16 protein-coding genes are annotated in these 21275 nt (G+C 67.1%); all 16 read left to right on the top strand.

Annotated elements, in window-relative coordinates; all coding sequences use genetic code 11:
• Positions 1 to 284: 284 nt before the first annotated feature.
• The 16 genes from AC1PLA_RS08265 to AC1PLA_RS08190 all read left to right on the top strand — a co-directional run bounded on the left by AC1PLA_RS08265 (position 285) and on the right by AC1PLA_RS08190 (position 21241).
• Entirely contained in the window at positions 285 to 1607 is a 1323-nt protein-coding gene (locus AC1PLA_RS08265; RefSeq protein WP_039528082.1) for a hemolysin family protein, read from the top strand.
• 36 nt (positions 1608 to 1643) lie between these two features.
• Positions 1644 to 3011, top strand: a complete 1368-nt coding sequence (gene purB, locus AC1PLA_RS08260; RefSeq protein ID WP_104608035.1) for an adenylosuccinate lyase — start codon at positions 1644 to 1646, stop codon at positions 3009 to 3011.
• Positions 3012 to 3069: 58 nt separating this feature from the next.
• Entirely contained in the window at positions 3070 to 3702 is a 633-nt protein-coding gene (locus AC1PLA_RS08255; protein ID WP_481105962.1) for a DUF3060 domain-containing protein, read from the top strand.
• Positions 3703 to 3892: 190 nt separating this feature from the next.
• Positions 3893 to 5383 (top strand): ribosomal protein uL16 3-hydroxylase, encoded by a 1491-nt coding sequence (locus AC1PLA_RS08250; RefSeq protein WP_481106176.1) that lies wholly within the window; start codon positions 3893 to 3895, stop codon positions 5381 to 5383.
• Positions 5380 to 6309 carry a GNAT family N-acetyltransferase gene (locus AC1PLA_RS08245; protein ID WP_212579370.1) on the top strand — a complete coding sequence of 310 codons (930 nt, stop codon included), beginning with the start codon at positions 5380 to 5382 and terminating at the stop codon, positions 6307 to 6309. Before AC1PLA_RS08250 ends, AC1PLA_RS08245 begins: the two co-directional genes overlap by 4 nt.
• Before the next feature lie 180 nt (positions 6310 to 6489).
• Positions 6490 to 9318, top strand: coding sequence for a 2-oxoglutarate dehydrogenase E1 component (locus tag AC1PLA_RS08240; protein WP_047125629.1), 2829 nt, complete (start codon positions 6490 to 6492; stop codon positions 9316 to 9318).
• A gap of 42 nt (positions 9319 to 9360) precedes the next feature.
• Positions 9361 to 10575, top strand: a complete 1215-nt coding sequence (gene sucB / locus AC1PLA_RS08235) for a dihydrolipoyllysine-residue succinyltransferase (protein WP_481105961.1) — start codon at positions 9361 to 9363, stop codon at positions 10573 to 10575.
• A gap of 111 nt (positions 10576 to 10686) precedes the next feature.
• Entirely contained in the window at positions 10687 to 12129 is a 1443-nt protein-coding gene (gene lpdA, locus AC1PLA_RS08230; RefSeq protein WP_481105960.1) for a dihydrolipoyl dehydrogenase, read from the top strand.
• A 155-nt stretch (positions 12130 to 12284) separates the two neighbouring features.
• A complete protein-coding gene (locus tag AC1PLA_RS08225) occupies positions 12285 to 12878 on the top strand; it encodes an LOG family protein (RefSeq protein WP_016901548.1) in 594 nt (197 codons plus the stop codon).
• A 384-nt stretch (positions 12879 to 13262) separates the two neighbouring features.
• The gene (locus tag AC1PLA_RS08220; RefSeq protein ID WP_166768210.1) at positions 13263 to 13865 is read left to right on the top strand and encodes an IMPACT family protein; all 603 of its coding nucleotides are present in this window, start codon (positions 13263 to 13265) and stop codon (positions 13863 to 13865) included.
• Positions 13862 to 15631, top strand: coding sequence for an ABC transporter transmembrane domain-containing protein (locus AC1PLA_RS08215; protein ID WP_481105959.1), 1770 nt, complete (start codon positions 13862 to 13864; stop codon positions 15629 to 15631). Before AC1PLA_RS08220 ends, AC1PLA_RS08215 begins: the two co-directional genes overlap by 4 nt.
• A gap of 100 nt (positions 15632 to 15731) precedes the next feature.
• Entirely contained in the window at positions 15732 to 16631 is a 900-nt protein-coding gene (locus AC1PLA_RS08210) for a hydrogen peroxide-inducible genes activator (protein ID WP_481076450.1), read from the top strand.
• A gap of 88 nt (positions 16632 to 16719) precedes the next feature.
• A complete protein-coding gene (locus AC1PLA_RS08205; protein WP_481105958.1) occupies positions 16720 to 18408 on the top strand; it encodes an ATP-binding cassette domain-containing protein in 1689 nt (562 codons plus the stop codon).
• Positions 18392 to 19477, top strand: a complete 1086-nt coding sequence (locus tag AC1PLA_RS08200; protein WP_024939322.1) for an HlyD family secretion protein — start codon at positions 18392 to 18394, stop codon at positions 19475 to 19477. The genes AC1PLA_RS08205 and AC1PLA_RS08200 overlap by 17 nt, the downstream gene beginning before the upstream one ends.
• Entirely contained in the window at positions 19474 to 20877 is a 1404-nt protein-coding gene (locus tag AC1PLA_RS08195; RefSeq protein WP_115510827.1) for a TolC family protein, read from the top strand. The genes AC1PLA_RS08200 and AC1PLA_RS08195 overlap by 4 nt, the downstream gene beginning before the upstream one ends.
• A 151-nt stretch (positions 20878 to 21028) precedes the next feature.
• A complete protein-coding gene (locus tag AC1PLA_RS08190; protein ID WP_016901556.1) occupies positions 21029 to 21241 on the top strand; it encodes a hypothetical protein in 213 nt (70 codons plus the stop codon).
• Positions 21242 to 21275: the final 34 nt, after the last annotated feature.

Genomic DNA, 21275 nt, shown 5'->3' with positions numbered 1-21275 from the left:
CTCTCCGCACATGGTTGGTTTGTGGTGATGGATGGCTGGCAGCGGGCGTACCCACGCTGGCGAGACTGCCTACGATACTCGCTCGCGGCGTTGCGACCGTGTCGTCGCAAGCCGTGGGCTAGACTGCCCAATGATCCATACGAGGTACCACGCCGCCATGGGCGACGACCCTGACTGTAGAAACGCATCGTTTGCGTCTTTCTCGCCTGCACACCGCCCCGGCACTGACGCGCAGCCGCTGACACGCAACGTCACTGCTGTAACGCGGCACGGAGGCGGACGCCATGTTGGGTAACGTGCTGCTGTTGTTCGTCGCACTGCTGCTGGTGCTGTTGAACGGTTTCTTCGTTGCCGCCGAGTTCGCGCTGGTCAAGCTGCGCCACACGCAGGCGGTGGGCCTGGCGCAGAACAACGGTTGGCGTGGACGGTTGTTGCTCGGGGTACATGCGCATCTGGATGCCTACCTGTCGGCGTGCCAGCTCGGCATCACCCTGGCCTCGCTCGGCCTGGGCTGGGTCGGCGAGCCGGCCTTCGCGCATCTGCTGCAGCCGTTGTTCGATACCGCCGGCCTGTCGCCGGAAGCGGCGCAGTTCACCGCACTGGCGATCGCCTTCAGCCTGATTTCGTTCCTGCACATCGTGCTGGGCGAACTGGCGCCCAAGACCATGGCGATCCGCCGCCCGGAGCGGATGTCGCTGTGGACCGCCGCGCCGCTCTATGTGTTCTATTGGCTGATGTACCCGGCGATCTGGGTGCTCAACACCAGCGCCAACCGCCTGCTGCGGGTGCTGGGCTGGGGCGATGTGGAGCACCAGTCGCACCGCTACTCGCGCGAGGAGCTGATGCTGATCGTCGGCCGCCAGGATCCCAACGCCGCCACGCCCGATCACGGGCTGGCCCTGATGAGCCATGCACTGGAACTGCCCGACCTGGTCGCCGGCGACCTGATGCGCCCGCGCGAGCACCTGCGCAGCCTGCGCGAAGGCATGACGCTGGAATCGGTGCTGGCCGAGTTCAGCGAGTCGCGCTACAGCCGCTACCCGTGGTTCGACGCCGATGGCGAGCAGGTGCTGGGCATCCTGCATACCAAGGATCTGCTGGTGGCGATGGCACGCAGCCAGGACCTGGACGACCTGCGCCCGTTGCTGCGCCCGCCCACCCTGCTGACCCTGGAAACCCCGATCCCCAGCGCGCTGGAGCAGTTCCGCACCGGCACCACCCATCTGGCGCTGTGCGTGGAGGACGAGGGCCGCATCCTGGGCTTCTTCACCCTGGAAGACCTGCTGGAAGTGGTGGTCGGCGAGATCGAGGACGAGCACCGCCACGTGGTGCGCGATGCCCCGATCCGCAGCCAGGACGGCTCGCTACTGGTGGCCGGCAGCACCTCGATCTTCCGCCTGGAACGCCTGCTGGGCCAGGACCTGAGCGCGCCGGACCACGTCAATTCGGTCGGCGGGCTGATCGTGCACCAATTGCAGCGGCTACCCGAAGAAGGCGAAACCCTGGAGCTGGACGGCCACGCACTGACCGTGCGGCGCATGGCCGGGCACCGGATCCAGGCCATCACGGTGCGGCCGATCGGCGAAGCCGGCGCCGGGGCGGCGTAGAATACGCACCCCCGCCAGCCTCCCAGTGCCCTGCCCATGTCGGATTCCGCCCTGCTTGCCCTGTCCCCGCTCGACGGCCGCTACGCTTCCAAAGTGGATGCGCTGCGCCCGATCTTCTCCGAATACGGCCTGATCAGGGCACGGGTCAAGGTCGAGATCGAATGGCTGCTGGCATTGGCTGCCGAGCCGGGCATCGCCGAGCTGGCGCCATTCTCGGCCGCCGCCACCCAGACCCTGCGCCGCCTGGCCGACGACTTCAGCGTCGGCGATGCCGCGCGGGTCAAGCAGATCGAGCGCACCACCAACCACGACGTCAAGGCGGTGGAGTACTTCATCAAGGAACAGCTCAAGGACGATGCCGAGCTGGGCCCGGCGCTGGAATTCGTGCATTTCGCCTGCACCAGCGAGGACATCAACAACCTCAGCTACGGCCTGATGCTGGAGCAGGCGCGCCGCGAGGTGCTGCTGCCCACGCTGGACGGCATCACCGCCAGCCTGCGCACCCTTGCCCATGCCCAGGCCGGCCAGCCGATGCTGTCGCGCACGCATGGCCAGACCGCCTCGCCCACCACGCTGGGCAAGGAAATCGCCAATGTGGTCGCGCGCCTGGAGCGGCAGCGCAAGCAGATCGCCGCGGTCGAACTGACCGGCAAGATCAACGGTGCGGTCGGCAACTACAACGCGCACCTGGTGTCGTACCCGGAGCTGGACTGGGCCGCGTTCGCGCAGCGCTTCGTCGAAAGCCTGGGCCTGGTGTTCAACCCCTACACCACCCAGATCGAGCCGCATGACAATGTGGCCGAAATCGGCGACGCCAGCCGCCGCGTCAACACCATCCTGATCGACCTGTCGCGCGACATCTGGGGCTACATCTCGCTGGGCTACTTCAAGCAGAAGCTCAAGGAGGGCGAAGTCGGCTCATCGACCATGCCGCACAAGGTCAACCCGATCGACTTCGAAAATGCCGAAGGCAACTTCGGCATCGCCAATGCGCTGTTCGAGCACTTTTCCGCCAAGCTGCCGATCAGCCGCTGGCAGCGCGACCTCACCGACTCCACCGTGCTGCGCGCGCTCGGCACCGCGTTCGGCCATACCCAGGTCGCGCTGGATTCGCTGGCCAAGGGCCTGGGCAAGCTGACCGTCAATCCGCAGCGCCTGGATGCCGATCTGGACGCGGCCTGGGAAGTACTGGCCGAAGCCGTGCAGACGGTGATGCGTCGCCACGGCCTGCCCAACCCCTACGAACAGCTCAAGGCGCTGACCCGCGGCCAGGGCATCACTGCCGCGTCCATGCAGGCCTTTGTCGAGAGCCTGCAGTTGCCGGAGCAGGACAAGCAGCGGCTGCGGGCGCTGACGCCGGGTGCCTACACCGGGCTGGCCGAACAGTTGGCGCGCGCGATCTAAGCAGCGGTATTCATCCACCGGTATCACGCCCTTGTATCCAGCTGTCAGGAGTATTGCCATGGCATTGCGCGCGCTGCTGTCTGTCTCCCTGCTTGCATCGGTGGCCTGCGGATTGCTGGCCTGCGGGAAGCAGGCCACTCCCGACTCGCACCCCGACTCCCCCGCTGCCGCGCCGCACGCGCCGGCCGGCGTGGCGGCCGCAGCGGTGCCGCCGGTTCCTTCGGTTCCGTCAGTTCCGAGCATGGACGGCGCCACCCAGGTCGCCAGCAATGGCGAGCGGCAGACACTGATGGTCACCTCGACCAGCGGCACGGTCAGCTGCGACGGCCATAACGTCGATCTGACCGGCCAGAACGCCAATCTGGTCCTCAAGGGTGACTGCGGCACGATCGCGGTACTGGGCCAGCATGCGATCGTGCAGATCGAGCGCGCCGAGGCAGTGCGCATGGTCGGCAACGATGCCCAGGTCACCCTCGCCGGCGATGCCAGCACCATCGAACTGTTCAGCCGCACCTCCACGCTCAAGGCCGGCCGCATCGGCGCGCTGCTGGTGCCGGGCGACGACAACCAGGTACAGGCGCAGGCGATCGCCTCCGCCACGCTGCACGGCCGCGGCAACCGCATCACCCAGCAATCCGGCACTGCGGTGGTCAACGACTACGGCAGCAACAACCAGATCTCCACCCGCTGATCTGCTGACACCGAGACACCCAGCTGCATCCCCGGCCCTGCATGGCCCGGACGCGCACCGCAACCTCACCGCGACACCCGCATGCAAGGCAGCGCATGGCGGGCTGGGCGACAATAAGCCACCTCGCCGGCCGCAGCGCCGGCCCTCCAGTCGGACCCGTGACACCATGAAAAAGACCCCCGCAAAAAAGATCGCTGCCAGGAAAGGCGCGCCACTGCCCTTCGAGATCCACGCCACCCGCGACCAGCCGCTGGGCATGCCGGTCGAGCGCTTCCTGCGCAACTACTGGCACAAGCATCCGCTGCTGATCCGCAACGCGTTTGCGAACTTCCAGTCCCCGCTGCAGCCCGAAGACCTGGCCGGCCTGGCCTGCGAAGACGGCGTGCTGGCACGCCTGATCAGCCATGACCGCGCCACCGACGATTGGAACGTGCGCACCGGCCCGTTCCAGGAAACCGACTTTCCCGGCCTGCCCGACCATGACTGGACCCTGCTGGTGCAGGACGTGGACAAGTGGGACGCCGACGTGCGCGCGCTACTGGAGCAGTTCCGCTTCCTGCCGCGCTGGCGCATCGACGACATCATGATCAGCTTCGCCGCCACCGGCGGCTCGGTCGGCGCGCATGTCGACCATTACGACGTGTTCCTGCTGCAGGGCCAGGGCCACCGCCGCTGGCAGATCGACGCACGCGCGCAGCAGGGCCGCAAGGCCGCGCCGCTGGCGTTCCGCGACGATGTCGAGCTCAAGCTGCTGCGCGACTTCAAGCCCACCCACGACTGGGTGCTGGGCCCGGGCGACATGCTGTACCTGCCGCCGCTGGTGCCGCACCACGGCGTGGCCGAAGACGCCTGCCTGACCTTCTCCATCGGCACCCGCGCGCCGTCCTCGGCCGAGCTGATCGGCGACTACCTGGACACCTTGATCGCCGATGCCGACGAGGCCGTGCGCTATCACGACGAAGACCTCAAGGTGCCGGCCGATCCGTACGAGATCGACGTCACCGCGATGAACCGCGTGGTCGAAGCGCTCAACGCGCTGCGCATGAACGACCCGGATCGCCTGGGCGACTGGTTCGGCCGCTTCATGACCACCTACCGCGCCTCCGGCGACGTGGTGCCGGCACCCGAACCGATCCCCCGCGAGGCGGTCGAGCAGGCGCTGGAAGAAGGCGTGCTGCTGCACCGTCACCCCTGGTCGCGGCTGGCCTGGCGGCGCGCCAAGCGTGGCGCCACCCTGTTCTGCAGCGGCCTGGAATTCGCGCTGTCGGCCAAGGACGCCGCACGGCTGGCAGCGGCCGAAGAGATCGACGGCGCGCTGTATGCGCAGCTGTCCAACCGTGGCCGCGAGGTGGTGCTGGAGCTGCTGGCGCAGGGCCATTACCAGCGCGCCCACGAGGAGGCGGAGGACGACTTCGAGGACATCGACGACGACCAGGCCCACGTCGTGAGCCTGTCGGCTGACCAAGACGATGCCGACGCCGAGGCCGACACGCCGGACGCGGACGACGAGATCGACGCCGAGGCCGACGTCGAGCAGGTCGCCGACGCCGCGGACGGCCCGGCCCAGGCTGAGGAGGCCGAACAAGGCGAGGATGCCGACCAGGACGACGACAGCGGGCTGGCCGACGACGACGCGGCAGCGGACGCTGGCGACGACGACGGGTCCGACCAGCGCGCATGAGTTCCCAGGCCGGGCCGCAGATCGTTTCGCTGGATGCGGCGTCCGACGCCGCAGCCCTGCGTGCGCTGCGCCTGGCCTGCGGCACTGGCAGCACCGACGACAGCGCTGCCGACTGGGACGCCCTGGACCCGCTCAGCCTGCACCTGGCGCTGCGCAGCGAGGACGGCCAGCTGATCGGCTCGGTGCGGCTGACGGCAGATCGGCGCATCGACCGGCTCGGCGTGCTGCCGGGCTGGCGCCGCCGCGGCCTGGCCGACCGGTTGCTCGCAGCCGCCGTCGCCACCGCGCAACAACGCGGCTGGCCCGGCCTACAAACCCGCGTGAACACAGACGCCGAGGCCGTGTTCGCACGCCTGGGCTTCCTGCCGGACACCTCTTCCGACCGGCACCCGGCTAGCGCGGCAACGGCGGGCGATCGTCCGGGCAGGCCCCTACACCGCCGTCTCGACGGCCCGATGGCGGTGGACGACCTGCGCGCGGCCCTGGCCGCCACCACCGGCCTGCTGTGCGCCGCACGCCGCCAGGTGCTGATCTATACGCGGGCACTGGATCCACCGCTGTTCGACAACCCCGCAGTGCTCGATGCGCTGCGCCGCTTTGCCACCGCCCGCCACGACAAGCGCGTGCAGGTGCTGGTGCAGGACACCGCCGCCGCGGGCGCCAACAGCAGCGCGATGCTGCGGCTGGCCCAGCGCCTGCCCAGCGTGTTCCGCTTCCGTGCGGTCAGCGATCCAGTCGATGCCAGCTACGCGTCGGCCTATGTGGTGGGTGATGACGCCTACTACTTTCGTCCAACAGGCCATCGCTTCGACGATGGCGAAACCTGGCTGTCGGGCGCGGCGCGCAGCCGCCAGCTGGAGCGCGAATTCGCGCAGATATGGGAGCGCAGCGCGCTTTGGAACGAACCGCGCGCACTCGGCATCTGAGACCGCAGCGCCCTTCGCACGTAGGCGTCAGGCGGTTGCACCTACCCGTCCGGTCAGCTGGCAGACGCCCCCTCACTAGCGCAAGGGGGTATAATTTTTCGAGATTTGAGACCGACCGACAGGGCATCTCGCCCCGGCGCTTCCGCACAATCATCCCCACAGCAGACCCGACTTACCATCGTGGATAATCTCCTAAAGCAGTTCGCACAGTCATCGCAGCTCGCCGGCGGCAACGCCGCCTATATCGAGGATCTGTACGAGCAGTACCTCGTCGCCCCGGACAGTGTTGACCCGAAGTGGAAGAGCTATTTCGATGGCTTCAAGGGTCGCGATGCCGGTGATGTACCGCACTCGGCGGCCATTGCCCACATCCTCACCGCCTCCAAGCAGGCTGCCAACGCCGGCACTGGCGCCGCGGCCAGTGACGAGCGCGAGCGCAACGTCGGCCGCCTGATCACCGCCTACCGTGCGCGTGGCCACCTCGGCGCGCAGCTCGATCCGCTCGGCCTGACCCCGCCGGTCAACCCGCCCGATCTGGACCTGCCGTTCCACAGCCTGTCGCAGGCCGATATGGACAGCGAGTTCAGCACCGGCGGCGTCGGCGGCCAGCCGCGCATGAAGCTGAAGGATCTGCTGGCCCGCTTGAAGGCGACCTACGCCAGCACCATCGGCGCAGAGTTCATGCACATCCAGGAATTCGACCAGCGCCAGTGGATCTACAAGCGCCTGGAAGATGCCGGCGGCAAGATCGCCGGCGACGCGGCCAGCCGCAAGCGCACGCTGGAGCGGCTCACCGCTGCCGAAGGCCTGGAGCGCTACCTGCACACCAAGTACGTCGGCCAGAAGCGCTTCTCGCTGGAAGGCGGCGACGCGCTGATCCCGATGATGGACGAGATCATTCGCCAGTCCGGCAACGATCAGGTCAAGGACATCGTGATCGGCATGGCCCACCGCGGCCGCCTCAACGTGCTGGTCAATACGCTGGGCAAGAACCCGCGCAAGCTGTTCGACGAGTTCGAAGGCAAGTTCGAGCACGCCCACGACGACCGCGCCCACACCGGCGACGTCAAGTACCACATGGGCTTCTCGGCCGACATCGCGGTCGGTGGCGACAAGCAGGTGCATCTGGCGCTGGCCTTCAACCCCTCGCACCTGGAAATCGTCGACCCGGTCGTGGTCGGCAGCGTGCGTTCGCGTCAGGAACGCTTCGGCGATGCCGAGCGCAAGACCGTACTGCCGATCCTGATCCACGGCGATGCCGCATTCGCCGGCCAGGGCGTGGTGATGGAACTGTTCCAGATGTCGCAGGCGCGCGGTTTCGCCGTCGGCGGCACCGTGCACATCGTGGTCAACAACCAGATCGGCTTCACCACTAGCGCCCGCGACGACGCCCGCTCCACGCTGTACTGCACCGACGTGGCCAAGATGATCGGCGCGCCGGTCTTCCACGTGAACGGCGACGACCCGGATGCGGTGATGTTCGTGTCCAAGCTGGCCTACGAATTCCGCCAGCAGTTCAAGAAGGACGTGGTCATCGACCTGGTCTGCTACCGCCGCTGGGGCCATAACGAGGCCGACGAACCGGCAGCGACCCAGCCGGTGATGTACCAGACCATCCGCAAGCACAAGACCACCCGCGAGCTGTACGCCGCCAAGCTGGAAAGCGACGGCGTGCTGAGCGCCGACGAGGCCAAGGCGCTAGTCGACGGTTATCGCAACAAGCTCGATTCGGGCGAGTACACCACCGAACTGGCGACGCGCAAGCCGGACGAATTCGCCATCGACTGGTCCAAGTATCTGGTCGGCACCGCTGCCGATCCGGTCGACACCCGCGTCAAGCGCGAGCAGCTGGACCGTCTGGCCAAGCTGATCACCACGATTCCGGAAGGCGTCGAGCTGCATGCGCGCGTCGGCAAGATCTACGACGACCGCGTCAAGATGGCCGCTGGTGAGCAGGCCGGCGACTGGGGCTTTGCCGAAAACCTGGCCTATGCCACCTTGCTGGCCGAAGGCCACAAGCTGCGCCTGGTCGGCCAGGACGCCGGTCGCGGCACGTTCTTCCACCGTCACGCGATCCTGCATGACCAGAAGACCGACAGCTATCACCTGCCGCTGCGCCAGCTGGTGCAGAACCCCGAAGATGCCACCATCATCGACTCGCTGCTCAGCGAAGAAGCGGTGATGGGCTTCGAATACGGCTACTCCACCACCGACCCGAATGCGCTGTGCATCTGGGAAGCGCAGTTCGGCGACTTCGCCAACGGCGCGCAGGTGGTGATCGACCAGTTCATCGCCGCTGGCGAAGCCAAGTGGGGCCGCATCGCGGGCCTGTCGCTGTTCCTGCCGCACGGCTATGAAGGCCAGGGCCCGGAGCACAGCTCCGCGCGTCTGGAGCGCTTTCTGCAGTTGTGCGCGCTGGAGAACATGCTGGTCTGCGTACCGACCACGCCGGCGCAGTGCTTCCACATGATCCGCCGCCAGATGCGCATGACCACCCGCAAGCCGCTGGTGGTGATGACGCCCAAGTCGTTGCTGCGCCACAAGCTGGCGGTATCGAGCCTGGAAGAACTGGCCGAGGGCGAGTTCCAGCATCTGATTCCCGACGCCAAGGCCGATGCCGGCAAGGTCAAGCGCGTGGTGCTGTGCTCGGGCAAGGTTTATTACGACCTGCTCGAAGACCAGACCAAGCGTGGCCAGGACGACGTCGCCATCCTGCGCGTGGAGCAGCTGTATCCGTTCCCGCGTGCGCAACTGGCCGCCGAGCTCAAGGCCTATGCCAACGCCACCGACGTGGTGTGGTGCCAGGAAGAACCGCAGAACCAGGGTGCGTGGTATCAGATCCGCCACCATCTGAACTTCTGCCTGGCCAGCGGCCAGAGCCTGCATTACGCCGGCCGTGCCCGTTCGCCCTCGCCTGCCGCCGGCCATATGGCCGACCACATCGTCGAACAGCAGAAGCTGGTCGCCGATGCGCTCCTCAATCCGTTCAACGACCAAGTCGCTGAATAACTCCTCTTCCCCAAAGAACGAAAACCCTAGGACGCTCCCCGAATGGCCACCGAAGTCAAAGTTCCGGTACTGCCCGAATCCGTTTCCGACGCCACCATCGCCAGCTGGCACAAGAAGGCCGGTGAAGCGGTCAAGCGCGACGAGAATCTGGTCGACCTGGAAACCGACAAGGTCGTGTTGGAAGTTCCTTCGCCGGTCGACGGCGTGCTGAAGGAAATCAAGTTCGAAGCCGGCAGCACCGTCACCAGCAACCAGATCCTGGCGATCATCGAAGAAGGCGCCGTGGCTGCGGCCGCACCGGCCGACGAGAAGAAGGCCGAGGCACCGGCGCCTGCCGCTGCTGCCCCGGCCGCCGCACCGGCCCCGGCTGCTGCCGCTGCGCCGGCCGCTGCGTCCAAGTCCGCTGCCGATGCGCTGCCGCCGGGTGCGCGTTTTTCCGCGATCACCCAGGGCGTGGATCCGGCCCAGATCGAAGGTACCGGCCGTCGTGGCGCGGTGACCAAGGAAGACATCGTCAACTTCGCCAAGGCCGGCGGCGTGGGCAAGGCGTCCGGCGCCCGTCCGGAAGAGCGCGTGCCGATGACCCGCGTGCGCAAGACCATCGCCAAGCGCCTGATGGAGTCCAAGAACTCCACCGCGATGCTGACCACCTTCAACGAGGTCAACCTCGCCAAGGTCTCGGCCGCACGCAAGGAGCTGCAGGACGAGTTCCAGAAGGCGCACGGCATCAAGCTGGGCTTCATGAGCTTCTTCGTGAAGGCCGCTGCCAACGCCCTGCAGCGCTTCCCGCTGGTCAACGCCTCCATCGACGGCGACGACATCATCTATCACGGCTACAGCGACATCTCGATCGCGGTGTCGACCGAGAAGGGCCTGGTCACGCCGGTGCTGCGTAACGTCGAGCGCCAGTCGTTCGCCGACGTCGAACAGGGCATTGCCGACTACGCCGCCAAGGCGCGCGCCGGCAAGCTGGGACTGGACGATCTGCAGGGTGGCACCTTTACCATCACCAACGGCGGCACCTTCGGCTCGCTGCTGTCGACCCCGATCATCAACCCGCCGCAGAGCGCCATCCTGGGCATGCATGCGATCAAGGAACGCCCGATCGCCGAGAACGGCCAGGTCGTGATCGCTCCGATGATGTATCTGGCGCTGTCCTACGACCACCGCATCATCGACGGCAAGGACTCGGTGCAGTTCCTTGTCGACATCAAGAATCAGCTGGAAAACCCGGGCCGGATGTTGTTCGGTCTGTGATGAAAGCCGGGATTGGGGATTCGGGATTGGGGATTGGCGAGAGCCGCCCCCTCCCGAGCATCCCGCTTTTACGAATCCCCAATCCCCAATTCCCAATCTCGTGAGCGAAGAATGAGCGAACAAGAACAATTCGACGTCGTCGTCATCGGTGCCGGTCCGGCCGGTTATCACGCTGCGATTCGCGCGGCCCAGCTGGGTATGAAGGTCGCCTGCATCGACGCGGCTATCGGTAAGGATGGCAAGCCGGCGCTGGGCGGTACCTGCCTGCGCGTGGGCTGCATTCCGTCCAAGGCGCTGCTGGATTCCTCGCGCCAGTTCTGGAACATGGGCCACCTGTTCGGCGACCACGGCATCAGCTTCAACGACGCCAAGATGGACGTGCCCACCATGATCGGCCGCAAGGACAAGATCGTGAAGCAGTTCACCGGCGGCATCGCGATGCTGTTCAAGGCGAACAAGATCACCCCGTACTACGGCTTCGGCCAGCTGCTGCCGGGCAACATCGTCAAGGTCGCCCAGCACGAAGGCGGCGAGATCGAGCTCAAGGGCACCAACGTGATCCTGGCGCCGGGCTCGGAGTCAATCGAGCTGCCGTTCGCCAAGTTTGAAGGCGACACCATCGTCGACAACGTCGGCGGCCTGGATTTCACCGCCGTTCCCAAGCGTCTGGCGGTGATCGGCGCCGGCGTGATCGGCCTGGAGCTGGGCAGCGTGTGGAAGCGCCTGGGCGCCGAGGTCACCATCCTCGAAGCGCTGCCGGATTTCCTGGCGCTGGCCGATGCCGAAGTGGCCAAGACCGCGCTGAAGGAATTCAAGAAGCAGGGCCTGGACATCAAGCTCGGCGCCAAGGTCAGCAAGACCGAGATCACCGGCAGCGGCGATGCCAAGCAGGTGGTGGTCAGCTACACCGACGCCGCCGGCGAGCAGACCCTGACCGTGGACAAGTTGCTGGTGGCCGTGGGCCGCAAGGCCGCGACCAAGAACCTGCTGGCTGAAGGCACCGGCGTCAAGCTCAACGAGCGCGGCCAGATCGAGGTGGACGGACATTGTCACACCGGCGTCGATGGCGTGTGGGCGATCGGTGACTGCGTGCGTGGCCCGATGCTAGCGCACAAGGGCTTCGAGGAAGGCATCGCGGTTGCCGAGCTGATCGCCGGCCTGCCTGGCCACGTCAACTTCGACACCATTCCGTGGGTTATCTACACCGAGCCGGAGATTGCCTGGGTCGGCAAGACCGAGCAGCAGTTGCAGGCCGAAGGTGTCGCCTACAAGGCCGGCAGCTTCCCGTTCGCGGCGATCGGCCGTGCCGTAGCCATGGGCGAGCCGGCCGGCTTCGTCAAGGTCATCGCCGATGCCGAAACCGATCGCGTGCTGGGCATGCATCTGGTCGGCGTGGGCGTGTCCGAGCTGGTCCACGAAGGCGTGCTGACGATGGAGTTCAACGGCTCGGCCGACGATCTGGCACGCATCTGCCACGCGCATCCGACGCTGTCCGAAGCAATCCACGACGCCGCGATGGCGGTGAGCAAGCGCGCGATTCATAAGGCCAACTAAGCCGGGAATCGGGAGTGGGGAATCGGGAATCGTAAGAGCGTTCCCTTCACCTCTCTCTTCATGCTGACGCCGGACCTAGGTCCGGCGTCATGCGTTCTGGCTGCTGTGTTTGCTTTGACCCATTCCCTATTCCCAACTCCCGATTCCCGAATCCCATGAAAAGCATCTGCGTCTACTGCGGTTCCAATGCCGGCAACAAACCCGCCTATGCCGAGCGCGCCACTGCGCTGGGCCAGCGCATCGCCGAGCAGGGCCTGCGGCTGGTGTATGGCGGCGGCAATGTCGGGCTGATGGGCACCGTGGCCAATGCGGTGCTGGCGGCTGGTGGCGAAGTCACCGGGGTGATTCCGCAGCAGCTGGCCGATTGGGAGGTGGCGCACCGTGGGCTGACCACGCTGGAAATCGTCGGCTCCATGCATGAGCGCAAGATGCGCATGTTCGAGCTGTCCGATGCCTTCGTCGCCCTGCCCGGCGGCTTCGGCACCATGGAAGAGATCTTCGAGATGCTGACCTGGCGCCAGCTCGGCATCGGCAACAAGCCCTGTGCGTTTCTGGATATCGAAGGGTTTTACGCACCGCTGATCGGCATGATTGATCGCATGGTGGAAGAGCGCTTCCTGCATCCGGACCAGCGTAGCGACCTGTGGTACGGCGCCGATATCGAACAGATGCTGGAGTGGATGCAGCACTACACGCCGGCGCAGGCGTCCAAGTGGATCGACGAGAAGCGCCGCTCCACCCTGGTGTGATGCGGGGCGACGCACGCTCCCTGCCCCATCGCAGGCCAGGCCCGGCGTCAGGCATGCGCCTCAGTAGGCACGCAGCGGCGCTGTAGTCATACGTCAGCTGCGTGGAAGTGCAGCGACGCACCTCGGACATCTCTCACGTATACGGCCATCGCTCCGGCGCGATGCCGCACCCGGCGGCACCTGCCCCGGCCCGAACCGCGCGTCACGTTGCTCGCCAAGTCGACGGAGCAGCCACACGGCCTGCGTGTAATGGCCCCAGGGCCTGCGCGCACCCATTGCGCATCTACCCGTCGGCGCAACGCCGCAACGCATCCCCTGCCGATCTGCAAGCTTGCAACGGCAGTCACGATGGCTGCGGCGTCCGGCGCGACCGGCTCGCATAGAATGGCGACGATGCTCGATACCCTCGCCGCTGACGCGCACCACAGCCTGGACATCAAGCACAGTCGCTTTCTGGCCAACGCTGCGGCACTGGACTCTCCCGCGCAGGCGCTGGAGATCGTGCAGCGCGTGTCCGTTGCCGATGCCACCCACAATTGCTGGGCCTATCGATACGGGCAGGACTACCGTTCCAGCGACGATGGCGAGCCCAGCGGCACTGCCGGGCGGCCGATTCTTGCGGCCATCGATGGCCAGGGCTATGACCGCGTGGTGGTGGTGGTCACGCGTTGGTATGGCGGCATCAAGCTCGGTGCCGGTGGGCTGGTGCGTGCCTACGGCGGCGCCGCGGCCGAATGCCTGCGACTGGCGGCGCGACAGCCATTGATTGCGTTGTCGCTGCTCGACCTGCAATGTCAGTTCGACGACCTGGGCCTGGTGCATGCTGCACTGAGCGCCTTCCACGCCGACAAGCTGGACGAGCGCTTCGACGCGCAGGGCGCGGCACTGCGCGTGCAACTGCCTGCCGATCAACTGGCCGGCTTGAAAACGCGCCTGTGCGACGCCACTCGCAACCGTGTCCATCTCTCATCACCGGAAGCCGCATGAACCAGCCAGCCGTCGCCAGGCCCAACCCGTTGCGGAAGCTTGGCAGCCTGCGCACCTTGTGGCCGTTCGTGCAGCGCCAGCGTGGCCTGTTCGCCGCCTGGCTGATCGCACTGGCCATTTCCTCGGCCGCCACGTTGAGCCTGCCGGCGGCGGTCAAGCAGATGATCGACCATGGTTTCTCCGGCGGCTCGCAGATCAACCATGCCTTCGCGCTGCTGTTCGCGGTGGCGGTGGTGCTGGCGGTGGCAACGGCCGCGCGGTTTTATTTCGTCGCGTTGCTGGGCGAAAAAGTGGTGGCCGATTTGCGCGGCCGCCTGTATGCGCATCTGATCGGGCTGGACGCCGGCTTCCATGATCGCAGCCGCAGTGGCGAGCTGGTGTCGCGCCTGTCAGCCGACAGCGAGCTGCTGCGCGGCGTGATCGGCACCACCATGTCGGTGGCGTTGCGCAGCTCGGTGACGGTGATCGGCAGCATGGTGATGTTGTTCGTCACCAGCCCGCGGCTGGCCGGCTTCACCCTGATCGGCATTCCGCTGGCGGTGCTGCCGATCGTGCTGGGCGCACGCCGCCTGCAGAAGATCTCGCGCGCCAGCCAGGACCGCGTTGCCGATGCCAACACGCTGGCGGCCGAAACGCTGGGCGCGGTGCGCACCGTGCAGGCGCATGCGCGCGAGCGCTACGAGAGCCAGCGGTTCAGCCAGGCCCTGTTCGCCGCGATCGATACCGCACGGCTGCGCATCCGCACCCAGGCCACCGTGACAGCGGTGGCGATCATGCTGATCTTCGGCGCCATCGTCGGTGTGCTGTGGCTGGGCGCGCACGATGTGATCGCCGGACGCATGACCCCCGGCACGCTGGGACAGTTCGTGTTGTACGCGCTGATCGGCGGCGGCTCGGTCGGTGCCTTGGCCGAGGTCTGGAACGAGTTGCAGCGCGCGGCCGGCGGCATGGGCCGGGTCGGCGAACTGCTCGACGAGCAGCCGGCGATCGTCGCGCCAGCCACGCCGCAGCCCTTGCCGCAGCCGCTGCGCGGCGCGATCCATTTCGATCAGGTGGTGTTCCATTATCCGCAGCGCCCCGATGCGCCGGCGCTGGATGGCTTCGACCTGCATGTCCATCCGGGCGAAACCGTGGCGCTGGTCGGGCCCTCCGGGGCCGGCAAGAGCACGGTGCTGGCGATGTTGCTGCGCTTCCACGACCCGGTCAGCGGCAGGCTGCGTATCGACGAGGTGGACCTGCGCGATACCGACCCGGTACTGCTGCGCGAACGCATCGCCCTGGTGCCGCAGCAGCCCACGCTGTTTGCCGCCAGCGCCGCCGACAACATCCGCTATGGGCGTCTGGACGCCAGCGATGCAGAGGTGCAAGCCGCCGCCGCGGCCGCCGAGGCCGACAGTTTCATCCGCGCCCTGCCGCAGGGCTACGCCAGCGAACTCGGCGAACGCGGCACGCGCCTGTCCGGCGGCCAGCAGCAACGGGTGGCGATCGCGCGCGCCTTGCTCAAGGACGCGCCGATCCTGCTGCTGGACGAGGCCACCAGCGCGCTGGATGCGCAGAGCGAACGCGCCGTGCAGCAGGCGCTGGACCGGTTGATGGAAGGCCGCACCACGCTGGTCATCGCCCATCGCCTGGCCACCGTGCTCAAGGCCGACCGCATCGTGGTGATGGATGCCGGCCGCATCGTCGCGCAGGGCACGCATGCGCAGTTGATCGCCGAAGGCGGCCTGTACGCGGAGCTGGCGCGGCTGCAGTTCATCGATCAATGACGCCTGGGTGACACCGGCGTGTGCTGTCATACCGGCGTGTCCGCGGCAGCGGCCCGGGCCGATCCTGCGCCCCCACGCGCCCCACCTGACGACGTCACGCATGCCCCGCCCCAGAACCACCATTCGCCAGCTCAGTTATTTCGTCGCGCTCGCCGACACCGGCAGCTTCACCCGCGCCGCAGAGCAGATGGGCGTGTCGCAACCCTCGCTGTCGCAACAGATCCGTGCGCTGGAAACCATCGTCGGCGCCGCGCTGTTCGAACGCGGCGTGCCGGCCATCCTGACCCCGTTGGGGCGCGACCTGCTTGATCGCGCGCGCAGCATCCTGCTGGACGTCGCCGATCTGGAAGACGTCCGCGCCACCTCGGCCGACACCTTGATCGGCACCATCCGGCTGGGCGTATCGCCCACGCTGGGCGCCTATCTCATGCCGAGCCTGGTCGCGCGCCTGCACCGCGAACACCCGGCGCTGCGCGTGCACGTGCGCGAAGGCCTGCCGACCGCGCTCGCCAGCGGCCTGGCCAGCGGCGTGCACGACCTGATCCTGGCGCAATTGCCGGTGGCCGGGCGCGGCCTGCATAGCGAGCGGCTGTTCCGCGAACCGCTGCACGTGACCATGGCCGCCGATCACCCCTTGCGGGCCAAGACCTGCATCACGCCGGCCGATCTGCGCGGCGCCAACCTGCTCACCTTGATGCCCGAGTACCGCCTGGCCGAACAGGTTGCGGCGATCGCCATGGACGTCGGCGCCAATGTGCTGCGCGATTACGAAGGCACCAGCCTGGATGCGATCCGCCAGATGGCCGGGATGGGCATGGGTCTTGCACTGCTGCCAGACCTGTATGTGCGCCAGGAAATCCGCGAGGGCGACGATGTCGTGGTCCGGCCGATCAAAGGCGGACGCTACTATAGGGAGATCGGGCTGTTGTGGCGGCAGGGCGCAGGACGCGCGCCGGCCTTCGGCCTGATCGCCAATCTTCTGCGTGCGGTGGCCGCATAGGAAAATCCTATGCGTCGAATAAGTGCTGCGGCCTTGTTCGCCAGCTGCAACTCGTCAATGCTTCATTGAACTCATCAACGGAAATCGAATGGCGGGCAAGCAGATCGGATGGCGAGAAGCGGGAGCCTGGCTGGCGGAAATCGTCGGGCCGGACATGCCCTATGTGCGCCTGGCCATGGTGTACGGAGTCGCGATCAGCCTGCTGTCGCTGGCCACGCCGATCTCGGTGCAGTTGCTGATCAACAGCGTGACCAATACCGCGCTGCCGGCGCCGCTGTGGACCCTGTCGAGCCTGCTGCTGGGCCTGTTGCTGCTGGTCGCCGGCCTGAGTGCGATGCGGGTGTGGGTCATGGCGCTGTTCGAGCGCCGGCTGTTCGCACGCGTGGTGTCGGAAATCACCGTGCGCGCGGTGCATGCGCAGAATCCGTTCTTCGCCGATCAGAACCGCGGCGACATGTTCAACCGCTACTTCGATCTGGTGGTGGTGCAGAAGGCGGTGCCGAGCCTGGCCATCGGCGCCTTCACCATCGTGCTGCAATCGGCGGTCGGACTGATACTCACCAGCTTCTATCATCCCTTCTTCCTGGGCTTCAATGCCTTGCTGCTGCTGGTCATCTTCGGCATCTGGATGATCTGGTCGCGCGGGTCGATCCGCACCGCGGTCGACCTGAGCCATGCCAAGCACGAGGCTGCGCGCTGGCTGGAAAGTGTTGGCGGCTCCAACGGTTTCTATAAATCCAGCCGCCACCTCAACTTTGCGATGGACCGCTCCGAGTCCGTCACCGCCGCCTATGTCGACCGGCATCGGCGCCACTTCCGTTACAGCTTCACCCAGACGGTCGCGTTCCTGCTGGTCTACGCGATCGCCAGCGCGGCGCTGCTGGCGCTGGGCGGCAACCTGATCCTGCGGGGCGAGCTGTCGATCGGTCAGCTGGTGGCAGCCGAGCTGATCCTCAGCGCGGTCTTCTACGGCATCTCGCAACTCGGTGCGTACCTGGACGCGTTCTACGACCTGGTGGCCAGCTCCGAGGAACTGTCGCTGCTGTTCGCCATCCCGCAGGAACGCGCGGTCGTGGCACCCGGCAAGACGCCCGGCAACAGCGCGGTGCGCCTGGACGGGGTGGTGATCGACGGCGCGCGTTTCGATTTTTCGCTGGCTGCCGGCGAGCAGCTGGTGACGATCGCCGATGGCGGCGCGGAGCGGCTGCTGGCGATGATCCTCAAGCGCCATGTGGTCCCTGATCGCGGGCTGGTGATGGTGGGCGGTGCGGACATGGCCACCTTCGACATGTATCTGCTGCGCTCGGAAGTGACGGTGCTCGACCGGCCGACCATTGTCGAAGTCACCATCCGCGAATATCTGGCGCTGGCGTCGGCCGATGTGAACTCCGAGGCGATGCTGGAAGCGATCGATGCGGTGGGCTTGCGCACCCGCATCGCCGCGCTGCCGCAAGGCCTGGACACGCGGCTGGCCGCTTCCGGCTACCCGCTGTGGATCGGTGAAGTGATGGCCTTGAAGCTGGCCAATGCGCTGCTGGTGCGCCCGCGCGTGCTGATGCTGTCGCAGCTGTACGACCTGATTCCCGCCGACCGCCTGGCCGGCGTGCTGCGACGCCTGAAGGCGGCCGGCACCACCGTGCTGCTGTGCACCGGCCGGCCGGAAGACATCACCCTGGATGGCTGGTTCCACCTGCAGCCCGAGCGACAGCAGCGCTTTGCCACCCGCGCCGAACTGATCGCCTCCACGCAGGAGGCAAACGATGCAGCACGCGACTGATCGCAACGCGCACTTCCCCACCCTGGCGGCGATGCGCCCACCCAGCATCGCCAAGGCGCTGGCCTGGATGCTGCTGATCGGCATTGTCATTGCCAGTGCGATCCTGGCGCTGGCGCCGTGGGTGCAGACCGCCAGCGGCAAGGGCCAGGTGGTGGCGCTGGATCCGGGCGACCGCCAGCAGCAGGTCACCGCCTTCGTGCCCGGCCGGGTCGAGCGCTGGTATGTGCACGACGGCCAGCATGTTTCGCGCGGCGATCCGATCGCGCGTGTCGGCGATCTGGACCCGGATCTGCTCGCCCGCCTGGCCAGCGAGCGGGCCCAGGTGCAGGCGGAAATCACCGCGATCCAGCAATCGCGCGCGGTTGCCAGCATCGATGTGGCGCGCAGCAGGCAATTGCTCGCCGAGGGGCTGGCTGGCCGCCGCGACTTCGAACTGACCCAGATCAAGGTCGCCGAGGCCGATGCCAAGCTGGCCGAATCGCGCGCCAAGCTGACCCGCATCGACATCCAGTTGAACCGTCAGTCGGCGCAGCTGGTGCGTGCACCGCGCGATGGCCGCGTGCAGCAGCTCAACGCCGCCAGCGGCAGTGCGATGGTCTCGCCCGGCACGGTGCTGGCGGTGATCGCGCCGGAGCGGGTGGAGCGCGCGGTCGAGCTGTATATCGACGGCCGCGACGTGCCGCTGATCCGCCCCGGCCGCCCGGTGCGGCTGGAGTTCGAAGGCTGGCCGGCGATCCAGTTCAGCGGCTGGCCGTCGGTGGCGCACGGCATGTTCGATGGCCGCGTGCGCGCCATCGACCCCAATGCCGCGCCCGATGGCCTGTTCCGCATCCTGGTCGAACCGCAGCCGGGCAAGCCGGCCTGGCCGGCGCAGGAATTCGCCCGCCAGGGCGGCAAGGTGCGCGGCTGGGTGCAGGGCGAAACGGTAAAGGTGGGCTACGAACTGTGGCGCCAGCTCAACAATTTCCCGTTGGAGTTCGGCCGCCGTCCGGCAGCGACGACGACGCAGGATGAGGGCAAGGCCAAGGCGGCGCCCAAGGCCGAAGACGACGAGACCGGCAAGAAATGATCCGCCGTCTTGTCGTCCTGCTGATCGCGCTCGCACCGGGCGTGGTCGCCGCCCAGACCACCCCGCTGACGCTGGACGAAGTGCTGCGCTCCTCTGCACGCTCTTCCCCGCAGATCGTCGAAGCGCTGGCCAAGGTCCGCCAGGCCGAGGGCAAGGGCATCTCGGCCGATGGTGCGTTCGATACCGTGTTCGATCTCGACGGCCGTTCGCGCGAGGCCGGCTACTACGACGGCAGCACGATCGAAAGCACCGTCAAGCGTCCCTTCGATGACAACGGCGGCTATTACTACGGCGGTTACCGCTCCTCGCGCGGCGCATTCCCGGTCTACGAAGACAAGTCCTACACCGACCGCGGCGGCGAAGTGAAAGTCGGCGCGCTGTATGCGCTGCTGCGCGACCGCGTGGTCGACGAACGCCGCACCCGCCGCAGCGTTGCCGGTGGCGATATCGATGTCGCCCAGTACGAAGCGCAAATGGTCGCCATCGGCGTGCAACGCCGCGCGGTGGATGCCTACCAGAGCTGGGTCGCGGCCGGCCTGAAGCTGCGCGCGTACAACGAGCTGCTGCAGCTGGCCGAGCAGCGCCGCAATGCAATTTCGCGGCAGGTGACGCTGGGCGCGCGGCCCACCATCCTGCTGACCGAGAACGACCAGAACCTGGTCCGCCGGCGCGCCCTGGTGGTGCGCTCGGAGCAGGACTTCGCCAACGCCGCCAATGCCTTGTCGCTGTACCTGCGCGACGATGCCGGCATGCCGTTGATCGTCTCCACCGAACGCCTGCCGGCCGATACATCGGCGCTGGAAGGTCTGGCCGGTGCCAGCAGGATCACCGCACCGGTGGAGCGCCCCGATTACCGCGCGGTGCTGACCCGGATCGACCAGGCCACCGCGCGGCTGATGCTGGCGCAGAACGATCTCAAACCACGCCTGGATGTCACCTTCGAGGTCAGCAAGGACCTGGGGGCGCCCGGTGTGGGCGGCCCGAACCGCTCGCCGACCGATGCGATCATCGGCTTCCGCTTCAGCGTGCCGCTGGAAAACCGCACCGCCAAGGGCAAGGTCGCCGAAGCACGCGCCGAGATCGAGGCGCTGGATCAGCGCAGCCGCTACCTGCGCGACCAGATCACCGTGGAGGTCGAATCGATCGTCATCTCGCTCACCGCTGCCGAGCGGCTGGCCAAGATCGCCGACGAAGAACGCAGCCTGGCCGACCGCCTGGCCGTGGCCGAACGCCGCCGCTTCGAACTGGGGTCGGGCGATTTCTTCCTGGTCAATCAGCGCGAGGAAACCGCCAACGATGCCCGCGTGCGCCTGATCGATGCGCAGGCGCGCATTGCCTCGGCGCGTGCCGAGCTGGCAGCGGCAACGGCCGACCGGGACGCATTGCAGCTGAGCCGTTGAGCAGGCTGCCTGCCGGCTCCCGAGCGGTGCCGCAGTGCGCAATGACGCCCGGGTAACACCTGCCTGCGCATGCTCGCCTGCACCGGCCCGGCGCCGGGCGTGCGGTCCCTGGCGGCTCGCACTGCGACCCTGAAATCCTTCGGAGATGCGTATGTCTTTCCGGCAATTTCCCGCAATCGGTGCAGATGGCGAGTCCTACGTCATCATCGAATTCCGCGACGAGCTCGAATCCCGCAACGGGCCTCAACCACGCACGCAAGCGCACACGGCGCCACGCTACGAACTGCCCGATGGCCGCCGCCTGCAACGGCATGGCCAGCGCTTCATCACCGATGGTGGCGAGCTGCGCCTGTCGACGCCCTGAGATGGCACTGGTCATTTTTTGACCAACCCGTTCG

The organism is Xanthomonas sp. NCPPB 1826 (assembly GCF_056725285.1).
This window is presented reverse-complemented; position numbering and strand designations above follow the sequence as displayed.

Excerpts from the sequence above, each read along its gene's own strand:
- AC1PLA_RS08265 (WP_039528082.1), top strand. The coding sequence starts at position 285 with ATGTTGGGTAACGTGCTGCTGTTGTTCGTCGCACTGCTGCTGGTGCTG.
- purB (WP_104608035.1), top strand. The coding sequence starts at position 1,644 with ATGTCGGATTCCGCCCTGCTTGCCCTGTCCCCGCTCGACGGCCGCTAC.
- AC1PLA_RS08255 (WP_481105962.1), top strand. The coding sequence starts at position 3,070 with ATGGCATTGCGCGCGCTGCTGTCTGTCTCCCTGCTTGCATCGGTGGCC.
- AC1PLA_RS08245 (WP_212579370.1), top strand. The coding sequence starts at position 5,380 with ATGAGTTCCCAGGCCGGGCCGCAGATCGTTTCGCTGGATGCGGCGTCC.
- sucB (WP_481105961.1), top strand. The coding sequence starts at position 9,361 with ATGGCCACCGAAGTCAAAGTTCCGGTACTGCCCGAATCCGTTTCCGAC.
- lpdA (WP_481105960.1), top strand. The coding sequence starts at position 10,687 with ATGAGCGAACAAGAACAATTCGACGTCGTCGTCATCGGTGCCGGTCCG.
- AC1PLA_RS08225 (WP_016901548.1), top strand. The coding sequence starts at position 12,285 with ATGAAAAGCATCTGCGTCTACTGCGGTTCCAATGCCGGCAACAAACCC.
- AC1PLA_RS08220 (WP_166768210.1), top strand. The coding sequence starts at position 13,263 with ATGGCGACGATGCTCGATACCCTCGCCGCTGACGCGCACCACAGCCTG.
- AC1PLA_RS08215 (WP_481105959.1), top strand. The coding sequence starts at position 13,862 with ATGAACCAGCCAGCCGTCGCCAGGCCCAACCCGTTGCGGAAGCTTGGC.
- AC1PLA_RS08210 (WP_481076450.1), top strand. The coding sequence starts at position 15,732 with ATGCCCCGCCCCAGAACCACCATTCGCCAGCTCAGTTATTTCGTCGCG.
- AC1PLA_RS08205 (WP_481105958.1), top strand. The coding sequence starts at position 16,720 with ATGGCGGGCAAGCAGATCGGATGGCGAGAAGCGGGAGCCTGGCTGGCG.
- AC1PLA_RS08200 (WP_024939322.1), top strand. The coding sequence starts at position 18,392 with ATGCAGCACGCGACTGATCGCAACGCGCACTTCCCCACCCTGGCGGCG.
- AC1PLA_RS08195 (WP_115510827.1), top strand. The coding sequence starts at position 19,474 with ATGATCCGCCGTCTTGTCGTCCTGCTGATCGCGCTCGCACCGGGCGTG.
- AC1PLA_RS08190 (WP_016901556.1), top strand. The coding sequence starts at position 21,029 with ATGTCTTTCCGGCAATTTCCCGCAATCGGTGCAGATGGCGAGTCCTAC.